This is a genomic window from Candidatus Bathyarchaeota archaeon, from assembly GCA_026014745.1.
In the GTDB taxonomy this organism is placed as follows: Archaea; Thermoproteota; Bathyarchaeia; order Bathyarchaeales; family Bathycorpusculaceae; genus Bathycorpusculum.
Genome location: JAOZHS010000002.1, coordinates 432,963 through 449,199 on the forward strand (window position 1 = coordinate 432,963; position 16,237 = coordinate 449,199).

A 16,237-nucleotide genomic window follows, 5' to 3' on the forward strand; every position below is an offset into this window, starting at 1 on the left:
CACAGCGTTTGAGTAAAAGCGTAAATGTTATAACAAAACATAGCCACAGCTAAATTCGATGACAAACCCAGGTTTTAGTCAAATAAATCCTCAAACCAAAGCCAAAATAAAACTGGCCACGTTGGTTGTCGTTGTAACCCTGCTTGTCGCAGTCTTCATGTACTACTTTACTCCCAAACAGTTTCGCTATGACAATTGGACATTTGTCATCTTCAACATCGTGCTCTTCAGCTTGTTCTTGTTGTTTGCTACTTCCCGCAAAAAACTCAACCGCCTCCCTAACAGCGTCTACGTTGCCTTCATTGTCGCCTTATTCGCCGAAATGTATGGCATACCCCTAACCATGTACTTCTTCATGGGTTTCTTCGGATACATGGACATCTTCAGCCTCGAATTTCTAATCACCCAAATAACTGGCCAAACACCTTTCTACATCTTCTACAACTCCTACGTGTTCCCATTCTCCAAAATTATAATCGGAATCGGCATATTACTGGTGATTTTTGGGTGGTACCAAATCTTTGCAGCCAAAGGCGAACTCGTCACCACCGGCCTCTACAAGTACATTCGCAACCCCCAATACGTCGGCTTTCTGCTTATAACGGGCGGATTGAACATTCAATGGTTAACTATTATCACAACAGCGCTATGGCCAGTCCTTGCAGTCCTGTATTATCGGCTGTCTAAGATTGAGGAAAAAGAATCTGAAGCCAGATATGGCGAAGCATTCTTGGAATACAAGCGGAAAACACCAGCGTTCATTCCTCGCATAAAATTCAGAAAATAACTTCTCCTTTTCTTTTTTTAGGTCGCTTGTAGTGACAGGGTGCTTACACACATCTTTATTAGATTTCTCTAGCTGCCTTTTGAGGGTGATTTGTATGCATCATTACAGGAAGTCTCTGGTTGTTGCAGGCATTGGGGCTGTCATGGCGGCTGTAGGTTTAGGAATGTTTGTGAAGGCTAAAAAAGAAGAAAAACACCACTGCTGCTGCAGATAACTAACAACTCCGCAGCCTCCAATGTGCGGAGTAATTGGGCATAAACTAAATACCTTAAAGCATGTTACGTTTGGGTATGGCATACCAGCCAAGGATAAATTCGCCTCGACGCAGCCCAAATGAATTCAAAAAGCCACTTCGAGAGAGGCGTAAAGACAAAAAACGCAGCCCCCGCCACAACCCGTCCCTCGAAGAGAAGCTTACTCCAAGTGTGCGTGACGTATCCGAGGCTACGCTTAAGCGGCTGCATACGTTGGGTAACCAAAAATTTGGTTCCTCCCCTTTTAGCCAACATTTCGACCGCTGGATAACCATAGTTGAGATTGTCATTGCAGAGTTTGAAGCCCACCCAAACATCACGGTTGACGAGCAATATGTAAAGGAGCGTGAGCAGGCGCTCGCAGTCATAAAGCTGCAGTTAGAAGAACGCCGTAAAAAAGAGGCTACTCTGGAACAGGAAATAAAAAACCTCGCCGACTGCAAAATCAACATCAAAAAAATCAACGCCGAATACGCCAAACACGCCAGCACCATTAGGGCTCGAAAAAGAAGCAAACTAAAACGTCTCTACGCGACCGTTGAGGATCTCAAAAAGGAGCAAGAAATGATTGTTCAACTAAAGGCGGGCTTTTTCCGAGGACTCTCCAAAAAGGAGAAGGAACAAAAAGAAGTAGCCATTGCTCAGCAGATAGATGAGAAACAGCGGGCGCTGGAGCTAGTTTTGTTAGAGTATTCTGTTGCCCAAAAAACGCTTCGGGAAGAGTATGAGAGAAAAAGGGAACCCGAAGTGGAGCAAATGAAGGTTTTCCGCAAAAACGTAGAAAGCCTTGAGACGGATGGTTCTTTGGAGGAGCGCTGGTTTGCCTGTGAAGCCCTCATTGACGCGGTTAACTCTTTTCTGCAGAGAAGCACCCTCAAACCGAATTAAGTCGGACTAAGGTTAATCGTCAAAGATGAATAGGTCGTCGAGGGTGGTGTTTAGGGCTTTGGCGATGTCGTGGGCAAGTTTAATGGAGGGGTTGTATTCGCCTTTTTCTATGAAGAGGATGGTTTCGCGGCGGACGCCTACTTTTCGGGCAAGGTCCTCTTGGGTAAGGTTGTAGCGTGCCCTGAACTCTTTAATTTTGGTTCTCAAGCTCGTCTCTTCCGCATAAGGTAAATGTAGGATATTGCAAACACTAAGCCGCTGATAAGGACTACTGCTCCAGAAACTTGGTCTGTGGGCAGTTCGTAGTTGAAGATTATGTCTACGAAAAGAGGGGCGAAGACTGCGCTCCAGATTGCGGCTATGAAGGCGTAGTAGCCTGCTTGGTAGGTTATGTTTTTTGTTCTTTCGTCTCCGACGGGGAGTCCTTTTGAGACGTTTTTGGTCATGTCGCTTAGGATGTAGAGGGCGAAGATGACTATTATTACGATTATGGCGAGGATGGCGATTTCGTCGTATTGGATGGATTGGGTGTTTGTTAGGTAGAGTGTTAGGGTTACGAGGACTATTGCGACAACCATGATTCCGAGGGTTATGAGGAGTTTTGATTTCATTTTAACCACTTTTGTTATTTATAGCTAATAATATGTTAGATAAACATAACAAATATTTAAGCCTTGCCAACAACCCCCCCCCCCCCCCAACCGCCAAAGACAAAAACAAAACCCCTCAAAAAACAGCTAAAAATCTTCCCGAACCAACCGATACAAAAACCACTCCAAACAACGCGCCCCATTCCGCTCATAAAACACCTGCGCAGACCGATTCCACTTCAACACCGAAAACTCAATCCGACCACAACCCTCCTGCTTAGCAACCTCCTTTATGAAAGCAAAAATTTTCGACCCCACCCCGTGTCCGCGGTACTCTTCGAGCACAAAAATATCCTCCAAAAACAGCGTAGGCAAGGCAAGAAAGCTCGAGTAGGTAAAAAAGTAGATAAAGTAAGCGACAGGTTTGCCGTTGACCGCGCCGATGTAGGCTTGGTATCGGGGGTTGGTGGCTAAGCAGTCGCGGCGCAGCCTTTCTTTGGCTTCCTCGTCGGGCGGAGCTAGCTGCTCGTATTCGGCTAGTTTGTCGATTAAGCTTAAGAAATCTTGAATTGTTTCGGCGTTTACCTTTTGGAGAGCCACGGCAGGTTCCTTGTTTGGCATATCGGGTTATTGGTTGGTTTTGTACTAAAGCGTTTGCTCACCTCATGCCTTTTTCTTTGGCGTTATCCGTTTGTGCAATTGAGCGCTGGCATGGTTGACTAACATAAATATCACCGTTTTTTTGCTTGCAATACAGCTTACCATATTTCATGCATTTTTTGTTAATTTTTGGTTTTGTGAGCTTGTTTTTGCAATAAAACTGAGTTCTTTTTCAGAAGAGTATAAAAGGGATGGTGCATAAAGAGGGTTTCAAAATTTAGGAAGAGAGAAAAAATTGAAAATAGGCAACATAGGCGATACACTGCACTCCATAAATCTTCGCAAACGCGCAAAGCCACTCGCCCTTTGCATCACCGCACTATTCATTATAAGCACACTCACAGCGTTATCCTCAAGCACTGTCCAAGCATCAGTAACGCCTGCTCTACACACCTCAGGTCGCTCCATCGTAGACCAAAACGGAAACACCGTCTATTTACGCGGCATGGGTCTCGCAGGCATGGCACCCAACCTTCTTCTTTGGGGGCCCTCTGGCACTGACAACTGGGGAGTTCAATGGAATCCTGACCCCGCAATAATGGACCAAACCTTCGCATCACTTCAATCAGATTGGCACGTTAACATGATACGTGTGTTCGTTTTACCAAGCTGGTACTACCGTGACAATATCGTACCCGCACAAGAAGACCCCAACGCATACTCACAAACCGCCATCAGCACCCGCGCTTATCTACGCACACTCTGTCAAGAAGCAGACAAATACGGAATCTACGTAGACATCGTCCCCTACATGCTAACACCCCCCGTCAGCTCTTTTAGCAATGACCTCTATGCCACCAGCAACTTTGGCTGGCAAGGACTACCAATGATGGGCTGGGACGAATCAGGCAACAGATTCCTCAGCGACGCAGGCTACGCAGGCAACGAACAGGGCTTCTGGAACTGGTTCTGGACGGACATGGCAAACAACCTCAAAAACTGCCCTAACGCAATCTTTGAAGCATGGAACGAACCTGGCTGGGGCGGCGGAGACGTCGAACCTATCCCAGCAGGCTACATGACCTATCTGCAAACCATGTACAACGCCATACGCGGAACAGGCTCAAACAACTTAGTCATGATACAATGGAGAATGGGCTGGAACCCCAACAACTACGGCGGAACCCTAGCATGGACATCAGACGTAAACAACGCACTAAACCCAACAAACGTGGTGTACACAACACACTTCTACTACTATGCACCCGCTGACCTCACAGGTTACTGGGCAACCGACTATAACACACTCAAAACTCAAGTACAAACCGCCATAGACAGCATGGGCATCGTGGCGCCACTGGTTATCAACGAGGAAGGTTCATGTACCATTCGCTCGGTTAATCGGGCTAACGACTGTACATGGTGGCAAAACCTCCTCATGGTTCAACGTGACTTAGGCATAGGCGCAGGAGCCTACTATTGGCTTAGCGACTCAGGACTAGGCGGAATCTATGCAGGAGAAGCACTACTTAGCAGCGGCTACTTACCTAACGACATGGGCCAAATCTACATCAACACATACGTACCCACACCAGAGACCACTGCAACTGCGACATCAACTCCAGAAGCAACATCAACAGCTACAACTACTACAGCAACAACAACAGTAGCACCAACGGATACACCAACCGCGACTCCTCAACCGACTATTGCCCCAACAGCAACACCAACAGAACAGCCAACAACCCCAGAACCTACCGAAAACGCACCGTATCAGCAACTTGTTCACCATTGCTTTAGTCAATGGCGTTTAATGCTTTGGTCGCCCCTTGATTTGTGGTTCTCCCAACTTTAGTGGCAGAAACCATAGCCTCACTTTTTTGTTTTACATTTTTAATCCCATTCTACGCTGGAATAGGCTGCGACTGCTCCTTAGCAAATCTTTTCGGACCCTTCGGAGGAGACTTCGGCTTAGGCGACTGTTTAGTAAAAATAGTTTTCCCAGTTTTAGCATCAAAATCCACAGTTACCGCTTCGCCTGAACTTATCTTACCAGACAATATCTCAGTTGCCAGCGGCGTTTCGATAGTTGTTTGAATTTTGCGTTTAAGCTCGCGCGCGCCTAATTCGGGTACGTAACTAATTTCAGCCAAATGCCCAATTAAGGCTTCAGTGAAGTTTAGCTCGATTTTTTGTGACCGCGCCGCATGCTTTACCCGCTCAAGTTGAAGCCGCACAATCAGCTTTATCTGTGGTTTAGATAAGGCGTGGAATACGATGATGTCGTCGATGCGGTTGAGGAATTCAGGCTTAAATTGCATCCGTAAAACCGTCATCAACTGTTCTTTGAGTTGCTCGTAGGTTTTGGGCGTCGGCGTTTGGAGGTTGTCTTGGATGAGGTCAGAGCCGATGTTAGAAGTCATGATGATTATGGTGTTCGTGAAGTCCACTACGCGACCTTTCCCGTCGGTTAAACGCCCATCATCGAAAACTTGGAGCAAAATGTTACTGACTGCTTGGTGGGCTTTTTCGATTTCATCTAGCAGAATCACAGAGTAAGGCCGCCGCCTAACCGCCTCAGTCAATTGCCCGCCCTCCTCATAACCCACATAGCCCGGCGGAGCACCAATCAAACGACTCACAGTGTGCCGCTCCATGTATTCGGACATGTCGATTCGGGTAAGCGCATTTTCATCACCAAACATGAACCATGCCAGAGTTTTAGCTAACTCTGTTTTTCCCACGCCCGTGGGACCCAAAAACATGAACACTGCAATTGGGCGTTTGGTGTCGGTTAGTCCCGCGCGGTTTCTCAGGATGGCGTCTGAAACCGCTTGGACCGCCTCATCTTGACCTACTATACGTTCGTGGAGGCTTTCTTTCATGCGCAGCAGCTTTTCTCTTTCCGCTTCGGTTAATTCAGAAACAGGTATACCGGTAATTTTGGAGACCACCTGCGCAACATGCGACGCTTTGACTTCTTCGGTGGTGACGCCTTTTTCTTTGCGCCAGTCGGCTTCTTTTTCGTCTCGTTCTTTTTCGAGTTTTTTGATTTCGGTTTCGAGTTTTTCGGCTTCTTTGAACCGCTTATGCTGCGATGCATACTCCCGTTCCCGTTTGAGTTTTCCGATTTGTTCATCAAGCTCTTTAACTTCGGGTGGACGAGAAGTTATGCCGATCCGGACTCGCGCCGCCGCTTGGTCTACCAAGTCGATGGCTTTGTCGGGGAGAAAACGGTTGCTTATGTAGCGCTCGGAAAGTTCTGCTGCGGCTACGATGGCTTCGTCGGTGATTTTGACTTTATGATGCGCCTCGTAACGGTCCCTAAGACCCCGTAGAATCTCGATGGTCTGGGGAACGGTGGGTTCGGAGACAAAAATAGGTTGGAAGCGGCGTTCCAGCGCTGCGTCTTTTTCGATGTGTTTTTGGTATTCGTTTAGGGTGGTTGCCCCGATTAGGTGAAGTTCTCCTCGGGCGAGATGCGGTTTGATGACTTGGGATACGTCTAAGCCGCCTTCTTCGCCAGTTCCACCTGCCTTCATGATAGTGTGAAGTTCGTCAACAAAGATTATGACTTCATCTTTGTGATTGACTATTTCGTCTAGAACCTGTTTGATTCTTTCCTCAAATTCCCCGCGATATTTTGAGCCCGCCACAAGAGAGTTTATGTTTAATTCAACAACACGCTTGTTCTGGAGTACCTCGGGCACTTCGCCGCTGACTATGCGTTGGGCTAAGCCTTCCACAATCGCGGTTTTTCCAACCCCCGGTTCCCCAATCAGGACAGGATTGTTTTTTGTGCGGCGAGACAATATCTCCACCATTGTCTCAATCTCTGAGGATCTGCCGATTACGGGGTCAAGTTTGCCTTCTTTAGCCAGTTTGGAGAGGTCACGGGAGTATTTGTCAAGGTTGGGGGTGACGCTTTGGGTTTCCACGCGACCTTGCTGAGCGCCTTTACCGACTACTTTTATGATTTGTTGGCGCACCGCTTCAGGCGTTAAACCATACTTACGCAGCAACTCACCTGCCATACCGTCCTCTTCCTCCATTAAGCCGACCAGCAAATGTTCAGGACCAATGTAGCCATGACCCAGTTGCTGTGCAGCTTCAAAGGACAACTCAAACACCCGCTTCACACGCGGAGAAATCCCCAACTCTTGGGGATGAACCTCTTTAGAGCCTTGGGGAGCATTATTTTCAATGTAGACGCGGACATCTTCGGGTTTGATGCCGAATTGCTTGTAAAGCTCCTTAACCACCTCGCTGTTTGAGATAGCATAAAGCAGGTGTTCAGTGTCGACTTCGTCGCGTTTTAATTTTAGCGCGATTTGGGCGGCGTCTTGAAAGAGTTCTTTTGTGTGCTCAGAGAGGTATTGGTCGATGTCGATGGCTTCGCGATGACGAGGGAGGGGGTAGCCAAGCGCTGATGAGGTTTCGCCGAAGTCTGTGCCGAATTCGGAGAATAAATTGTCAAAGATGTTGCCGCCAAACATTCGGCTGAAAGGCGAGAACGATTGTTGCTGGAGCATCCGTAGGTCCTGCGCGCAAACATGCAGAATCCGTGATTGTCCGTTCTCGACAACTTTGACTTCAGCGGTGGCGGGTCTAGTTTTACAAATATCACAAATTAGTCTCGACAAAAATTAGCGCCCTGTGTTTTGGGGTTTTTAGGGGATTTATACCTTTGTGGTTACAAACCTAAGTTACAGAAATGCCGCAGTTCTCACTGGATCACCCAAGAAACGTAGCCCAGACCACGCAGTTTAACTACTATCAAACGTTAAAAGCCGCCTTGTTCCCGTATAGGGCTTTGATTTAGGTGCTGTTTAGTGGTTATCTGCCAACATCAGGGTCAGAGTTGAAGTAACGTTGGCGATTCTTCTCAGCTTGTAGGTTACTAGCTCTTTGAGTTCAGCCTGTGAACTCGCAGTGGCTTTAACTATCAAGTCATATACGCCATAAGAAACGTAAACCTCGTCTATGGTGCCTGCTTTTTTAACTTCACTTAAGACTTGGTCTTCTAAACCAGGGGACACCTTGAACAATACATATGCGCTTGGCATATTAATCTACGGCAATATAATTGATGGGTGTTTGCATAAAATACTTGCGCAACTTTGAGCGTTTGACTTCTTAGCAACTACCATCACGCCAACCACAGACGTTGATGCTTCTGGATTTTGGAGGATAAGTATTGTATAATTTGAGAAACATTTGGGTATAATCTTGTAAAATCTATTTAATCTATATACGCCTACGATTTTTCAAAAACCAAAAAGGAAGAATTAAAATGGATTTACAGCAGCTATGGTCAGATTTCATAAGCGCCTCAACAAGCTATGAATCGATTACGGTAGATAGAGTCATCTTAGCGTTGCTTTTCTCATTCGCAATCAACATGCTGATTTTCTATATTTACCGAAGAACCTTCAAAGGCGTCATCTATAACCGCCAATTCAACATAGGCTTAGTCCTCACAGGTTTAGTTGTGACTTTGGTGGTGTTGCCCATCAGCTCCAACGTCGCCCTCTCATTAGGCATGGTTGGCGCATTGAGCATTGTGCGTTTTCGAACAGCCATCAAAGACCCCAAAGATATAGTGTTCACGTTTTGGACCATAGCCGTAGGAATAATCTGTGGTGCAGGACTGTACATGATTGCCATAGTGGGCGTCCCCATAATCGCGGGCATGCTCTTCATATTAGAACGCACACGATTCCACGGACCAGAACCCTACCTTCTGGTAGTTCACTATAAAAGTGAAGCAGAAGCCGCCGTTCAAGCTGCCCTCCCAAAGCATAAGATTCGTTCTCGAACGGTAAACAGTGACGGCGTCGAATTGATGGGAGAAGTCAGAATGAACAATAGCGAGATTCCAAAGGTTGATGAACTCTTAAAAATTGAAGGCGTAAAAGATGCGGCTGTTGTAAGCTACACCGCTGATAACGCCTAACCCTTTTTTGGGGGCAAAAAAAATGTCTGTTAGAAGACGAGAACTGAAGTACGCCATTGACCAATTAGAATACCAAGTTTTAAGAAGTAAACTAGCAACCATTTTGAAGCCTGACCCCAACATGCGTAAAAGCAACTACGTGATAAGAAGTCTCTACTTTGATGACCTTTCAAACACGGCTTTTTGGGAGAAAGAATCAGGCGAATTCCACAGAAAAAAGTACAGGCTCCGCATCTACAATCTTGATGATTCTCTGATAAAGTTCGAACGAAAAAGCAAAGATGGCAGTTACGTATACAAGGAAACAACCCTTGTAACTCGTGAAAACGCCGACCGCTTAATAGCTGGAGACTACAGTTTCATAGCACACACAGACAACGCGATTTTGAGGGATTTCTATGCAGAGGCTTCCTGTAAACTTATGCGGCCCGTAGTTATTGTAGAGTACGACCGCGAAGCGTATCAACAGCCCATCGGTAGAGTCAGAGTCACTTTTGACAAACGATTGCGAACCAGCGTGACTGCTAAAGACTTTTTTGACCCCCACGCTACTCTAATGAGTGCTCTAGACCAGCCGAATATAGTGTTAGAAGTCAAATACACCGAGGTATTACCCACTTACCTCAAGGGGCTGTTTCCAGATACGATTAAGCCGCAGTTGGCTATCGGAAAGTTTTCTATCTGCAGAGAACAACAAATGTGCCAAACAGGTTACCCATAAAAGTTTTTTAACAAAGTTTTTTTTTAAAAAAAAAATGTAGAAAGGTTAACGGTAGACTGCCGTTACTGTGCTTGTTGCTGTGAAACTTGTGTATTGTGTGCCGCCCGAGTAGGTGCCGCCAGTGTATAAGCCGTCTTGAGGTGTGCCTGTTGAGCTGCCGCCTATGTAGACGTTGTATGTTGTGCCTGTGTTCATTGCGGGGGAACAGACGACTATGGATTGATAGACTTTGGTTGGTTTGAAGGTGACGATGTTGCTGCCAGATGAGCTTTCGATGTGGATCAATGTGCCAGCTGAGTAGCTGTTTCTAAAGTTGACAAGCACTGAGCACTGTGTGGAGGTACTGCTTAGGGCTTGAGCCATGCCTGAACTGCCAGCTGCGACCAAGTAGCCTCCCGTCATCTTGAAGGAGCTGAAGTCTAGTGCGCCGTTGCCGTTGTCGGTTGGTCCGTTTACGAGAACGGTTCCAGCCGTCATGGTTACTGCGCCGTTAACGTCTATGCCGTCTCCACCAGCATCCACGTATATGTAGCCGCCGTTTATGTAGAGTGCACAGTTGCCGCTGTTCGTGAAACCGTCTCCGCCACCTGGACCACCCATTCCTGGGCCTGGCTGGGTTCCAGAGTTGTCGTTGCCTCCTGCGCCGTTTATGCCGTCGTCGCTTGCGATTAAGTGGATGTTTCCGCCGTTTATGGTGATGATGACGCTTTCTATGCCTTCATAGGATTTTGCTATGTTAATGGTTCCGCCGTTGATTGTGATTGCTGAGTCTGCGTGTATAGCGTCGTCTCCTGTAGATATGGAAAATGTTCCGCCGCTGATGGTTACGGTTCCGTTTGAGTGGATGGCGTCATCTGCGGAGTTTAGGGTGAAGGTTCCGCTTGAAATCGTTACAGAGGATAGTCCTTTGATTGCTTTTGCAGATGTGCTAGTGCTGCCGCTGCTGCCTCCGGCGGTTGATGCCGTTATTTGTCCGCCAGTTATGGTAACGTCTGTTGCTGCTGATATTGCGTCGCCGTTGCTGCTGATTGCTAGGTTGCCGTTTTGGATGTCGATGTAGCCTCTTGTTGCGTTATCGGCGTTGTCTGATAGTAAACCGTTGTCGCTGCAGCTAATGGTGATTTTTCCGTCTTTGACTATGACGTAGTCTTTTCCGCGTATGCCGTCATTGCCTGCGTTTACAGTGATTGTTCCACTTTTGAGGATTAATCCGTCTTTGCTTGTTATTCCATCATCTATGCCTTGGACTGTTAGGGCGCCTGTGCCGTAGATTGTGAGGTCGCTTGTGCAGTATATGGCTGCGTTGAGGTCTGTTGTGGTTGCGGTGCGGGTATCTTTTATCGTGTTTGTTGTTCCGTCGTCCAGTATTATGACTGTTTTTTTGGCGTCGACTATGTAGATGGGGGCGCTATTTGAGCAGGTGACATCGACGTTGCTTAAAATGAGTTGAACGGTGCCTTTGTCTGCGCTGTTAACGATTATTTGTCCGTTTGTGAGGGTGCCGCTGATTTTGTATGCTCCCGCTGAGGTTATTGTTGCTGTTGAGCCATCGATGGTTACGGTGGATGCGTCGGCGGTTATTGAATTGGAATTTAGGGTTATGTTTACTACTTGGCTTTCGTCGTAGACGTAGTCTGCTGCGTCTTCGTGGTCTTCTTCATGTGTAGTCGTCGTAGTGGTGGTGTCGGTGCCTGAGGTTTGGCTACCGGTGTTTGAATTGGTCGTCGGCGTAGCTGTAGGCGTGGCTTGGGTTCCAGATTGGTCGGTGGTGCCTGTTGGCGTGGCGGTTGATTGATCTTGGTTGCCTGTTGAATCGGATTCGCCGTTGTTGCTGTTGGCAAAGGAGTTTACTAATTCGTAGGCTGCAATGGATAGTATTAGGCAAGCGCATACGGCAACTAATATCAATCGTGTTTTGTTCATTTGACTCACTAACCGACCTGTGGTTTGGAAAATATTAAAGCATTTTACAGGATTTTACCCAAATTATTACAGATTTAAGAAAGCCACAAACCGACAAATATGCGAGCGAGACAGCGCTTGAGCCAACTCGTTATGCATATAAACCGCAATAACTCATAGATAGTGCCGAGGTTCTTGGAGGATAAAATATTGAAGTATACCGTTTTGTTTATGGATATTGAAGGCGAGTCGCATTTTAAAGAGGAAACCGTAGAATTTGAGTCGGTTAATTTTGCGCCACCTGCCCCTGCCGTGGAACTCTCTAGCTTCTGTGATGCCCGCAAGATGGTTTTCTTTAAGATAGCCCAAGGTTGGTTTGGCGATTGGCACCCTGCACCTAAACGGCAATTCTTCTGTTGCCTAATCGGGGAGGTGGAATTGGCAACAAGCGACGGTGAAAAACGCTTCTTCAAGGCGGGTGACGTTTTTCTTTTGGAAGATACTGCGGGTAAGGGTCATCAAACTAGAGTTGTTGGGAATCAGGATTATGTGGCGGCTATTGTACAGTTAGAGTAGAAGTAGAGGGGTTACCAGCTAGTAATATTGGAAAAAAACCATGAGACGAAATTCCGATACCACTAGCCAGTAATATCGTTAATTGGGTGTAACCGCCTATTAAATTTTATCCATCCACATTCACTTACACGCCCCCCTCTCCACTCATCCCCAGCGTCGTTTGAAAAGCCCTTTTAAAAGCAATAAACACACCCTAAGCTTCCGCACAGAAAGGGAGAAGCAACATGACAAACAAACACTGCAAAGAAGGCTGCCCATATGGGGAAAACCGTTGAATCCTACCGCATTGCCTTGGAGGAGGAAATCCGCCGCTGGAGAGGTTTCCAAAAAGCCCTGAGAACCGAAGACCGCGAAGCTTTTGAAGCCGTGATGGATGCCTGCCGAAGCTACGCGTCCGCGGCAAGCAACGCAACCCAACCCATCCTCTTTGAGCCCATGGTGATTTCGATTCTGGTAGCGCAACAAAAGAAAATCCAGCAGCTAGAGAAGAAAATAGATGCCCAACACGCCGCGTCAGGTTAGGGGCTGGCTACTAGACGTTTACCCCTCGGAATCTGGCAAGGTCACTGTGTGGGTAATCGCCGAAACCGGGGAAAGAATCAAATTAACCGACAATTTCCAACCCGCCATCTACGTCTCCGCCAAACAAGAAGACATAGACCCCTTAATCTGCCAGTTAGCCGACAACCCCAAAATCGAAGCCCTAAAAATAGTCTACAAATACGCGCAACCCACGGACAGCCAGAAAAGTCGCGTCATCGAAGTAACCGTCAAAGACTGCCGACAAATCCCCGCCTTAACCACAGAAATCCTCCGCATAGGCCGCTATCTACGCTATGAACTGCACAACTGCGACCTCCACAGCGACCGCGCATACATGTTTAGCCACGACCTTTTCCCCCTCGCACACCTAGAAGTCACGGCGGGCAAAAGGGGGTTAAGCTACAGGCTGCTAGACTCAGTGGAAAGCATAGACTACGTTATTCCCCAACTGCGGGTCATCAAATTGGAGGTGGAGGTCATCAAGAAGCAACTGTTGCCTACGTTTGAGGATGAAATCCGCTGCATCCGCCTCAAAGGGGCAGGCCAAGAGGAAGTGGTGATTGATTATGGCGACGAAGCCACGAAGCTTTTGCAGTTTGTTTATGCCATAGACGAGTTTGACCCCGACATAATCGTGACGAGCGGCGGCGACGCCTACCTATTTGGCTACCTCCTAAACCGAGCCCACATAAACGACATCGCAGCCGAATTTAACCTCAACAGAGACAAAACCCGCCTAACCCAAAAACCCGCTGGAGCAGGGAGGAGCTACATGTCATATGGGCATACGTTCTATCGGGCAAGCATGATGCGCCTCTACGGCAGAATACACGTGGACGAAAACAACACCTTCGTCATGAGTGAATCAGGCTTTGACGGCTACGTCGAGATAGCACGCACCTGCAGAGCCCCCCTCCACACAGCAGCCAGATTCTCGATTGGGTCTAGCATGTCCTCGATACAATTCTATCAAGCCATCAAGGATGATTTTCTGTTACCGCGGAACAAAAAAATCCCTGAAGCCTTCAAATCCGCCAGTGACCTGCTGGTAGGCGACCGAGGAGGATTCGTCTTTGAACCCCGCGTAGGCATCCACGACTCAGTGGGGGAACTGGATTTTTCCTCGATGTACCCATCTTTGATGTACAAGTATAACATTTCCGCCGAAACCGTACTCTGCAAATGCTGCCCCGACTCACCCATCCGCATTCCAGACCTCAACTACCACATCTGCACCAAACGACTCGGCATGGTTCCCAAAACCGTCAACTTAGCCCTAACCAAACGACTAACCTACAAACGCCTCAAAAACGAAGCCACAGACGAACGCCTCAAACAGATGTATGATAGCCGCCAAACCGCTTTGAAATGGATACTGGTGACATGTTTTGGCTATTTGGGGTTTAAGAACTCCAAATTCGGCACCGTCGATGGACATATCGGCGTCTGCGCGTTTGCCCGAGAAGCCTTCCTAAAAGCGGCGCACCTCGCAGAAGACCACGGTTTCGAGGTCATTCATGGCATTGTGGATTCGCTGTGGCTAAAAAAACCCAACGCCACCCCCCAAGACTATCAACACCTCTGCAAAGCAATAACCGACGAAATCGGAATCCCCATCAACTTTGAGGGAATATATCGATGGATCGCGTTTTTACCCTCTAAGCTGCACCCTAAGATAGGGGTTTTGAACCGCTATTTTGGCGTGTTTGATGATGGCAAACTCAAAGTCCGCGGCTTAGAGGTCCGCCGTAGTGATACGCCCAAATTTGTTTATGACGCACAGATGGAGATGATGAAGGCTTTAGCTTCCGCCCGCAACAACCAAGAATTCACCGAAAAAATCCCCGCAGCGCTACAGGTTGTTAGGGCGTATCGGCAGCGGCTAATCGACGGCGACATTGCCTTGGGCGATTTGATTGTTACGCGTCATCTCTCCAAAAACCCCGACGAATACAAGCAAAAGGTAAGCCAACTTATCGCCGCAGAACAACTCCAACAGCAAGGAGCCCCCGCACACGCAGGCAACAACGTCGCGTTTCTCTTCACGGACACAAAAAACAGGCGTCCCAGCCGACGGGTACGGGCAGAAAAACTCCTCCAAAACGGCGTCAACGCGGATGTTGAGAGGTATTTGTCGCTGCTTTATGCCTCAGCTGAAACGCTGCTTAGCGTGAAGGGCTACACCGCAAAGAAGGTACAAGACGCAGTTGAGGGTTACGCGGAGGATACATTAGCGAAATATCTGCGGTAACGCAAGGGTTTGAAAAACGGGTTATCAGCCAAGAGCATTTGAAGCATTGTTTTTCTTCTTTAAAGCAACCGCAAAAACCGCAAGCAACATTGACGCGATTGCCACGCCTGCAATGATTTCTATAAAGAGGTGATTGTTGTCAGGGTATGTTTCGATGGGGGGTTGGCTGTCAGATGGTGTTTCGGGGGGTAAAGGGGTTGCTGTTTGGGTGTTATTGGAACCTATGCTTTCATTTTGAAGTGCGCCAGCGATAGTTGTTTCGTGGAGGTAGTTGATTTCGCCTGTATCAGCCCATAACCTAACACGAATGCCAGTAACCATGCCAGGATAAACTGTGTCAAGAGGCAAAACAACTTCCCATTGAGGATACAACGCGTTGTCTTTGGGTTGCATAGTTAACTCGGCATAGCGCCATCTAGTTGTTTCGTCGACAGTCAAGTTATTAACAATTGAGCCGCCTATAGCATAAGAGTAGTTTTTTGCGCTCTCTTTGGCTAGGTTTACAGCCTGCTCTTCAGAAACAAACATATCAACACTCCCTATAGGGTACTGGCGCCAATTATCACTAAACAACTTCAAAGTTCCGTTTCGAAAGACCAGAGTTATTTGATTGTAGGTGTTATGAATGCCGTTAGGCGCGTCCATCCACTCAAACCGCTCAGAAGCGTCTCTAACTATGGTCAGTCTTACATCGTTGGATGTGATTGTTAGAGGCTTTATTTCCGTGATGTTGTTGAGCATATTTAGCAGCGGTTGAAGATATCCAGCTTTTGATTCGCTTTGATATCTATCCATAAAGCGTTTGGCTAAATCAAGAGTATCTGTGTTAGGTCGAGTGAGAACTGGCAAACCATCAATCGGGGTTATATTGCACCAAATCATAGCGTCATTTTTGAAGATGAAAGTACAGTCAATTTTGCTCTCTTCTGAGTTTAATTCATATAGCAATATAATCTCCGTAATACCCTGCTCATCCACAGATTCTTTCTGTGATTTTAGATGGAACTCATATTTCGCGACATCAAGTTCAACCACATTTTCCAGAAATGCCCTTGCGGTTTCCTCTTTAGTTACGTTAGCTGAACAAGAGGCTGGCACCTGAACAAGTGCAACCACAAAGAGCGCAACGATTATCAGGCCAAAGACAGTTTTGCGCAAAGCAACAGCCG

General features: G+C 47.3%; 15 protein-coding genes. 8 read left to right on the forward strand and 7 right to left on the reverse strand.

Annotated features, from left to right (window positions below; all coding sequences use genetic code 11):
• The first annotated feature begins 58 nt into the window (after positions 1 to 58).
• Both NWE92_08950 and NWE92_08955 read left to right on the forward strand, forming a co-directional pair.
• On the forward strand, positions 59 to 787 hold the full coding sequence (locus NWE92_08950) for an isoprenylcysteine carboxylmethyltransferase family protein (GenBank protein ID MCW4029756.1): 729 nt from the start codon (positions 59 to 61) through the stop codon (positions 785 to 787).
• A gap of 290 nt (positions 788 to 1,077) precedes the next feature.
• Positions 1,078 to 1,929 (forward strand): coiled-coil domain-containing protein 22, encoded by an 852-nt coding sequence (locus NWE92_08955; protein MCW4029757.1) that lies wholly within the window; start codon positions 1,078 to 1,080, stop codon positions 1,927 to 1,929.
• Between the two features lie 12 nt (positions 1,930 to 1,941).
• On the opposite strand, the gene NWE92_08960 is transcribed toward NWE92_08955, so the two are convergent.
• The 3 genes from NWE92_08960 to NWE92_08970 form a co-directional block, all read right to left on the reverse strand.
• The gene (locus NWE92_08960) at positions 1,942 to 2,136 is read right to left on the reverse strand and encodes a helix-turn-helix transcriptional regulator (protein MCW4029758.1); all 195 of its coding nucleotides are present in this window, start codon (positions 2,134 to 2,136) and stop codon (positions 1,942 to 1,944) included.
• Positions 2,133 to 2,540 (reverse strand): DUF2178 domain-containing protein, encoded by a 408-nt coding sequence (locus NWE92_08965; GenBank protein MCW4029759.1) that lies wholly within the window; start codon positions 2,538 to 2,540, stop codon positions 2,133 to 2,135. The genes NWE92_08960 and NWE92_08965 overlap by 4 nt, the downstream gene beginning before the upstream one ends.
• Positions 2,541 to 2,666: 126 nt before the next feature.
• On the reverse strand, positions 2,667 to 3,140 hold the full coding sequence (locus tag NWE92_08970) for a GNAT family N-acetyltransferase (protein ID MCW4029760.1): 474 nt from the start codon (positions 3,138 to 3,140) through the stop codon (positions 2,667 to 2,669).
• A 274-nt stretch (positions 3,141 to 3,414) separates the two neighbouring features.
• Between NWE92_08970 and NWE92_08975 the strand changes: the two genes are divergently transcribed.
• On the forward strand, positions 3,415 to 4,974 hold the full coding sequence (locus tag NWE92_08975; protein ID MCW4029761.1) for a cellulase family glycosylhydrolase: 1,560 nt from the start codon (positions 3,415 to 3,417) through the stop codon (positions 4,972 to 4,974).
• A 49-nt stretch (positions 4,975 to 5,023) separates the two neighbouring features.
• On the opposite strand, the gene NWE92_08980 is transcribed toward NWE92_08975, so the two are convergent.
• Together NWE92_08980 and NWE92_08985 are read right to left on the reverse strand one after the other, a co-directional pair.
• On the reverse strand, positions 5,024 to 7,762 hold the full coding sequence (locus NWE92_08980) for an AAA family ATPase (protein ID MCW4029762.1): 2,739 nt from the start codon (positions 7,760 to 7,762) through the stop codon (positions 5,024 to 5,026).
• A 186-nt stretch (positions 7,763 to 7,948) separates the two neighbouring features.
• A complete protein-coding gene (locus tag NWE92_08985) occupies positions 7,949 to 8,185 on the reverse strand; it encodes an Lrp/AsnC family transcriptional regulator (GenBank protein ID MCW4029763.1) in 237 nt (78 codons plus the stop codon).
• Positions 8,186 to 8,412: 227 nt separating this feature from the next.
• On the opposite strand from NWE92_08985, the gene NWE92_08990 reads away from it, so the two are divergent.
• Both NWE92_08990 and NWE92_08995 read left to right on the forward strand, forming a co-directional pair.
• Entirely contained in the window at positions 8,413 to 9,075 is a 663-nt protein-coding gene (locus tag NWE92_08990) for a DUF4956 domain-containing protein (GenBank protein ID MCW4029764.1), read from the forward strand.
• A 22-nt stretch (positions 9,076 to 9,097) separates the two neighbouring features.
• Positions 9,098 to 9,796, forward strand: coding sequence for a polyphosphate polymerase domain-containing protein (locus tag NWE92_08995; GenBank protein MCW4029765.1), 699 nt, complete (start codon positions 9,098 to 9,100; stop codon positions 9,794 to 9,796).
• Positions 9,797 to 9,841: 45 nt separating this feature from the next.
• Here the strand turns inward: NWE92_08995 and NWE92_09000 are convergent, their stop codons facing one another.
• The gene (locus tag NWE92_09000; protein MCW4029766.1) at positions 9,842 to 11,719 is read right to left on the reverse strand and encodes a carbohydrate-binding domain-containing protein; all 1,878 of its coding nucleotides are present in this window, start codon (positions 11,717 to 11,719) and stop codon (positions 9,842 to 9,844) included.
• Between the two features lie 189 nt (positions 11,720 to 11,908).
• Here NWE92_09000 and NWE92_09005 point away from each other — a divergent pair, with 189 nt between their 5' ends.
• From NWE92_09005 to NWE92_09015, 3 genes are all read left to right on the forward strand, one after another.
• Positions 11,909 to 12,274: a hypothetical protein gene (locus NWE92_09005; protein MCW4029767.1), complete on the forward strand. Its 366-nt coding sequence runs from the start codon at positions 11,909 to 11,911 to the stop codon at positions 12,272 to 12,274.
• Positions 12,275 to 12,532: 258 nt separating this feature from the next.
• Positions 12,533 to 12,796: a hypothetical protein gene (locus NWE92_09010; protein MCW4029768.1), complete on the forward strand. Its 264-nt coding sequence runs from the start codon at positions 12,533 to 12,535 to the stop codon at positions 12,794 to 12,796.
• A complete protein-coding gene (locus NWE92_09015; GenBank protein MCW4029769.1) occupies positions 12,771 to 15,068 on the forward strand; it encodes a hypothetical protein in 2,298 nt (765 codons plus the stop codon). The genes NWE92_09010 and NWE92_09015 overlap by 26 nt, the downstream gene beginning before the upstream one ends.
• A 24-nt stretch (positions 15,069 to 15,092) precedes the next feature.
• On the opposite strand, the gene NWE92_09020 is transcribed toward NWE92_09015, so the two are convergent.
• A complete protein-coding gene (locus NWE92_09020) occupies positions 15,093 to 16,226 on the reverse strand; it encodes a hypothetical protein (protein ID MCW4029770.1) in 1,134 nt (377 codons plus the stop codon).
• Between the last annotated feature and the right edge of the window lie 11 nt (positions 16,227 to 16,237).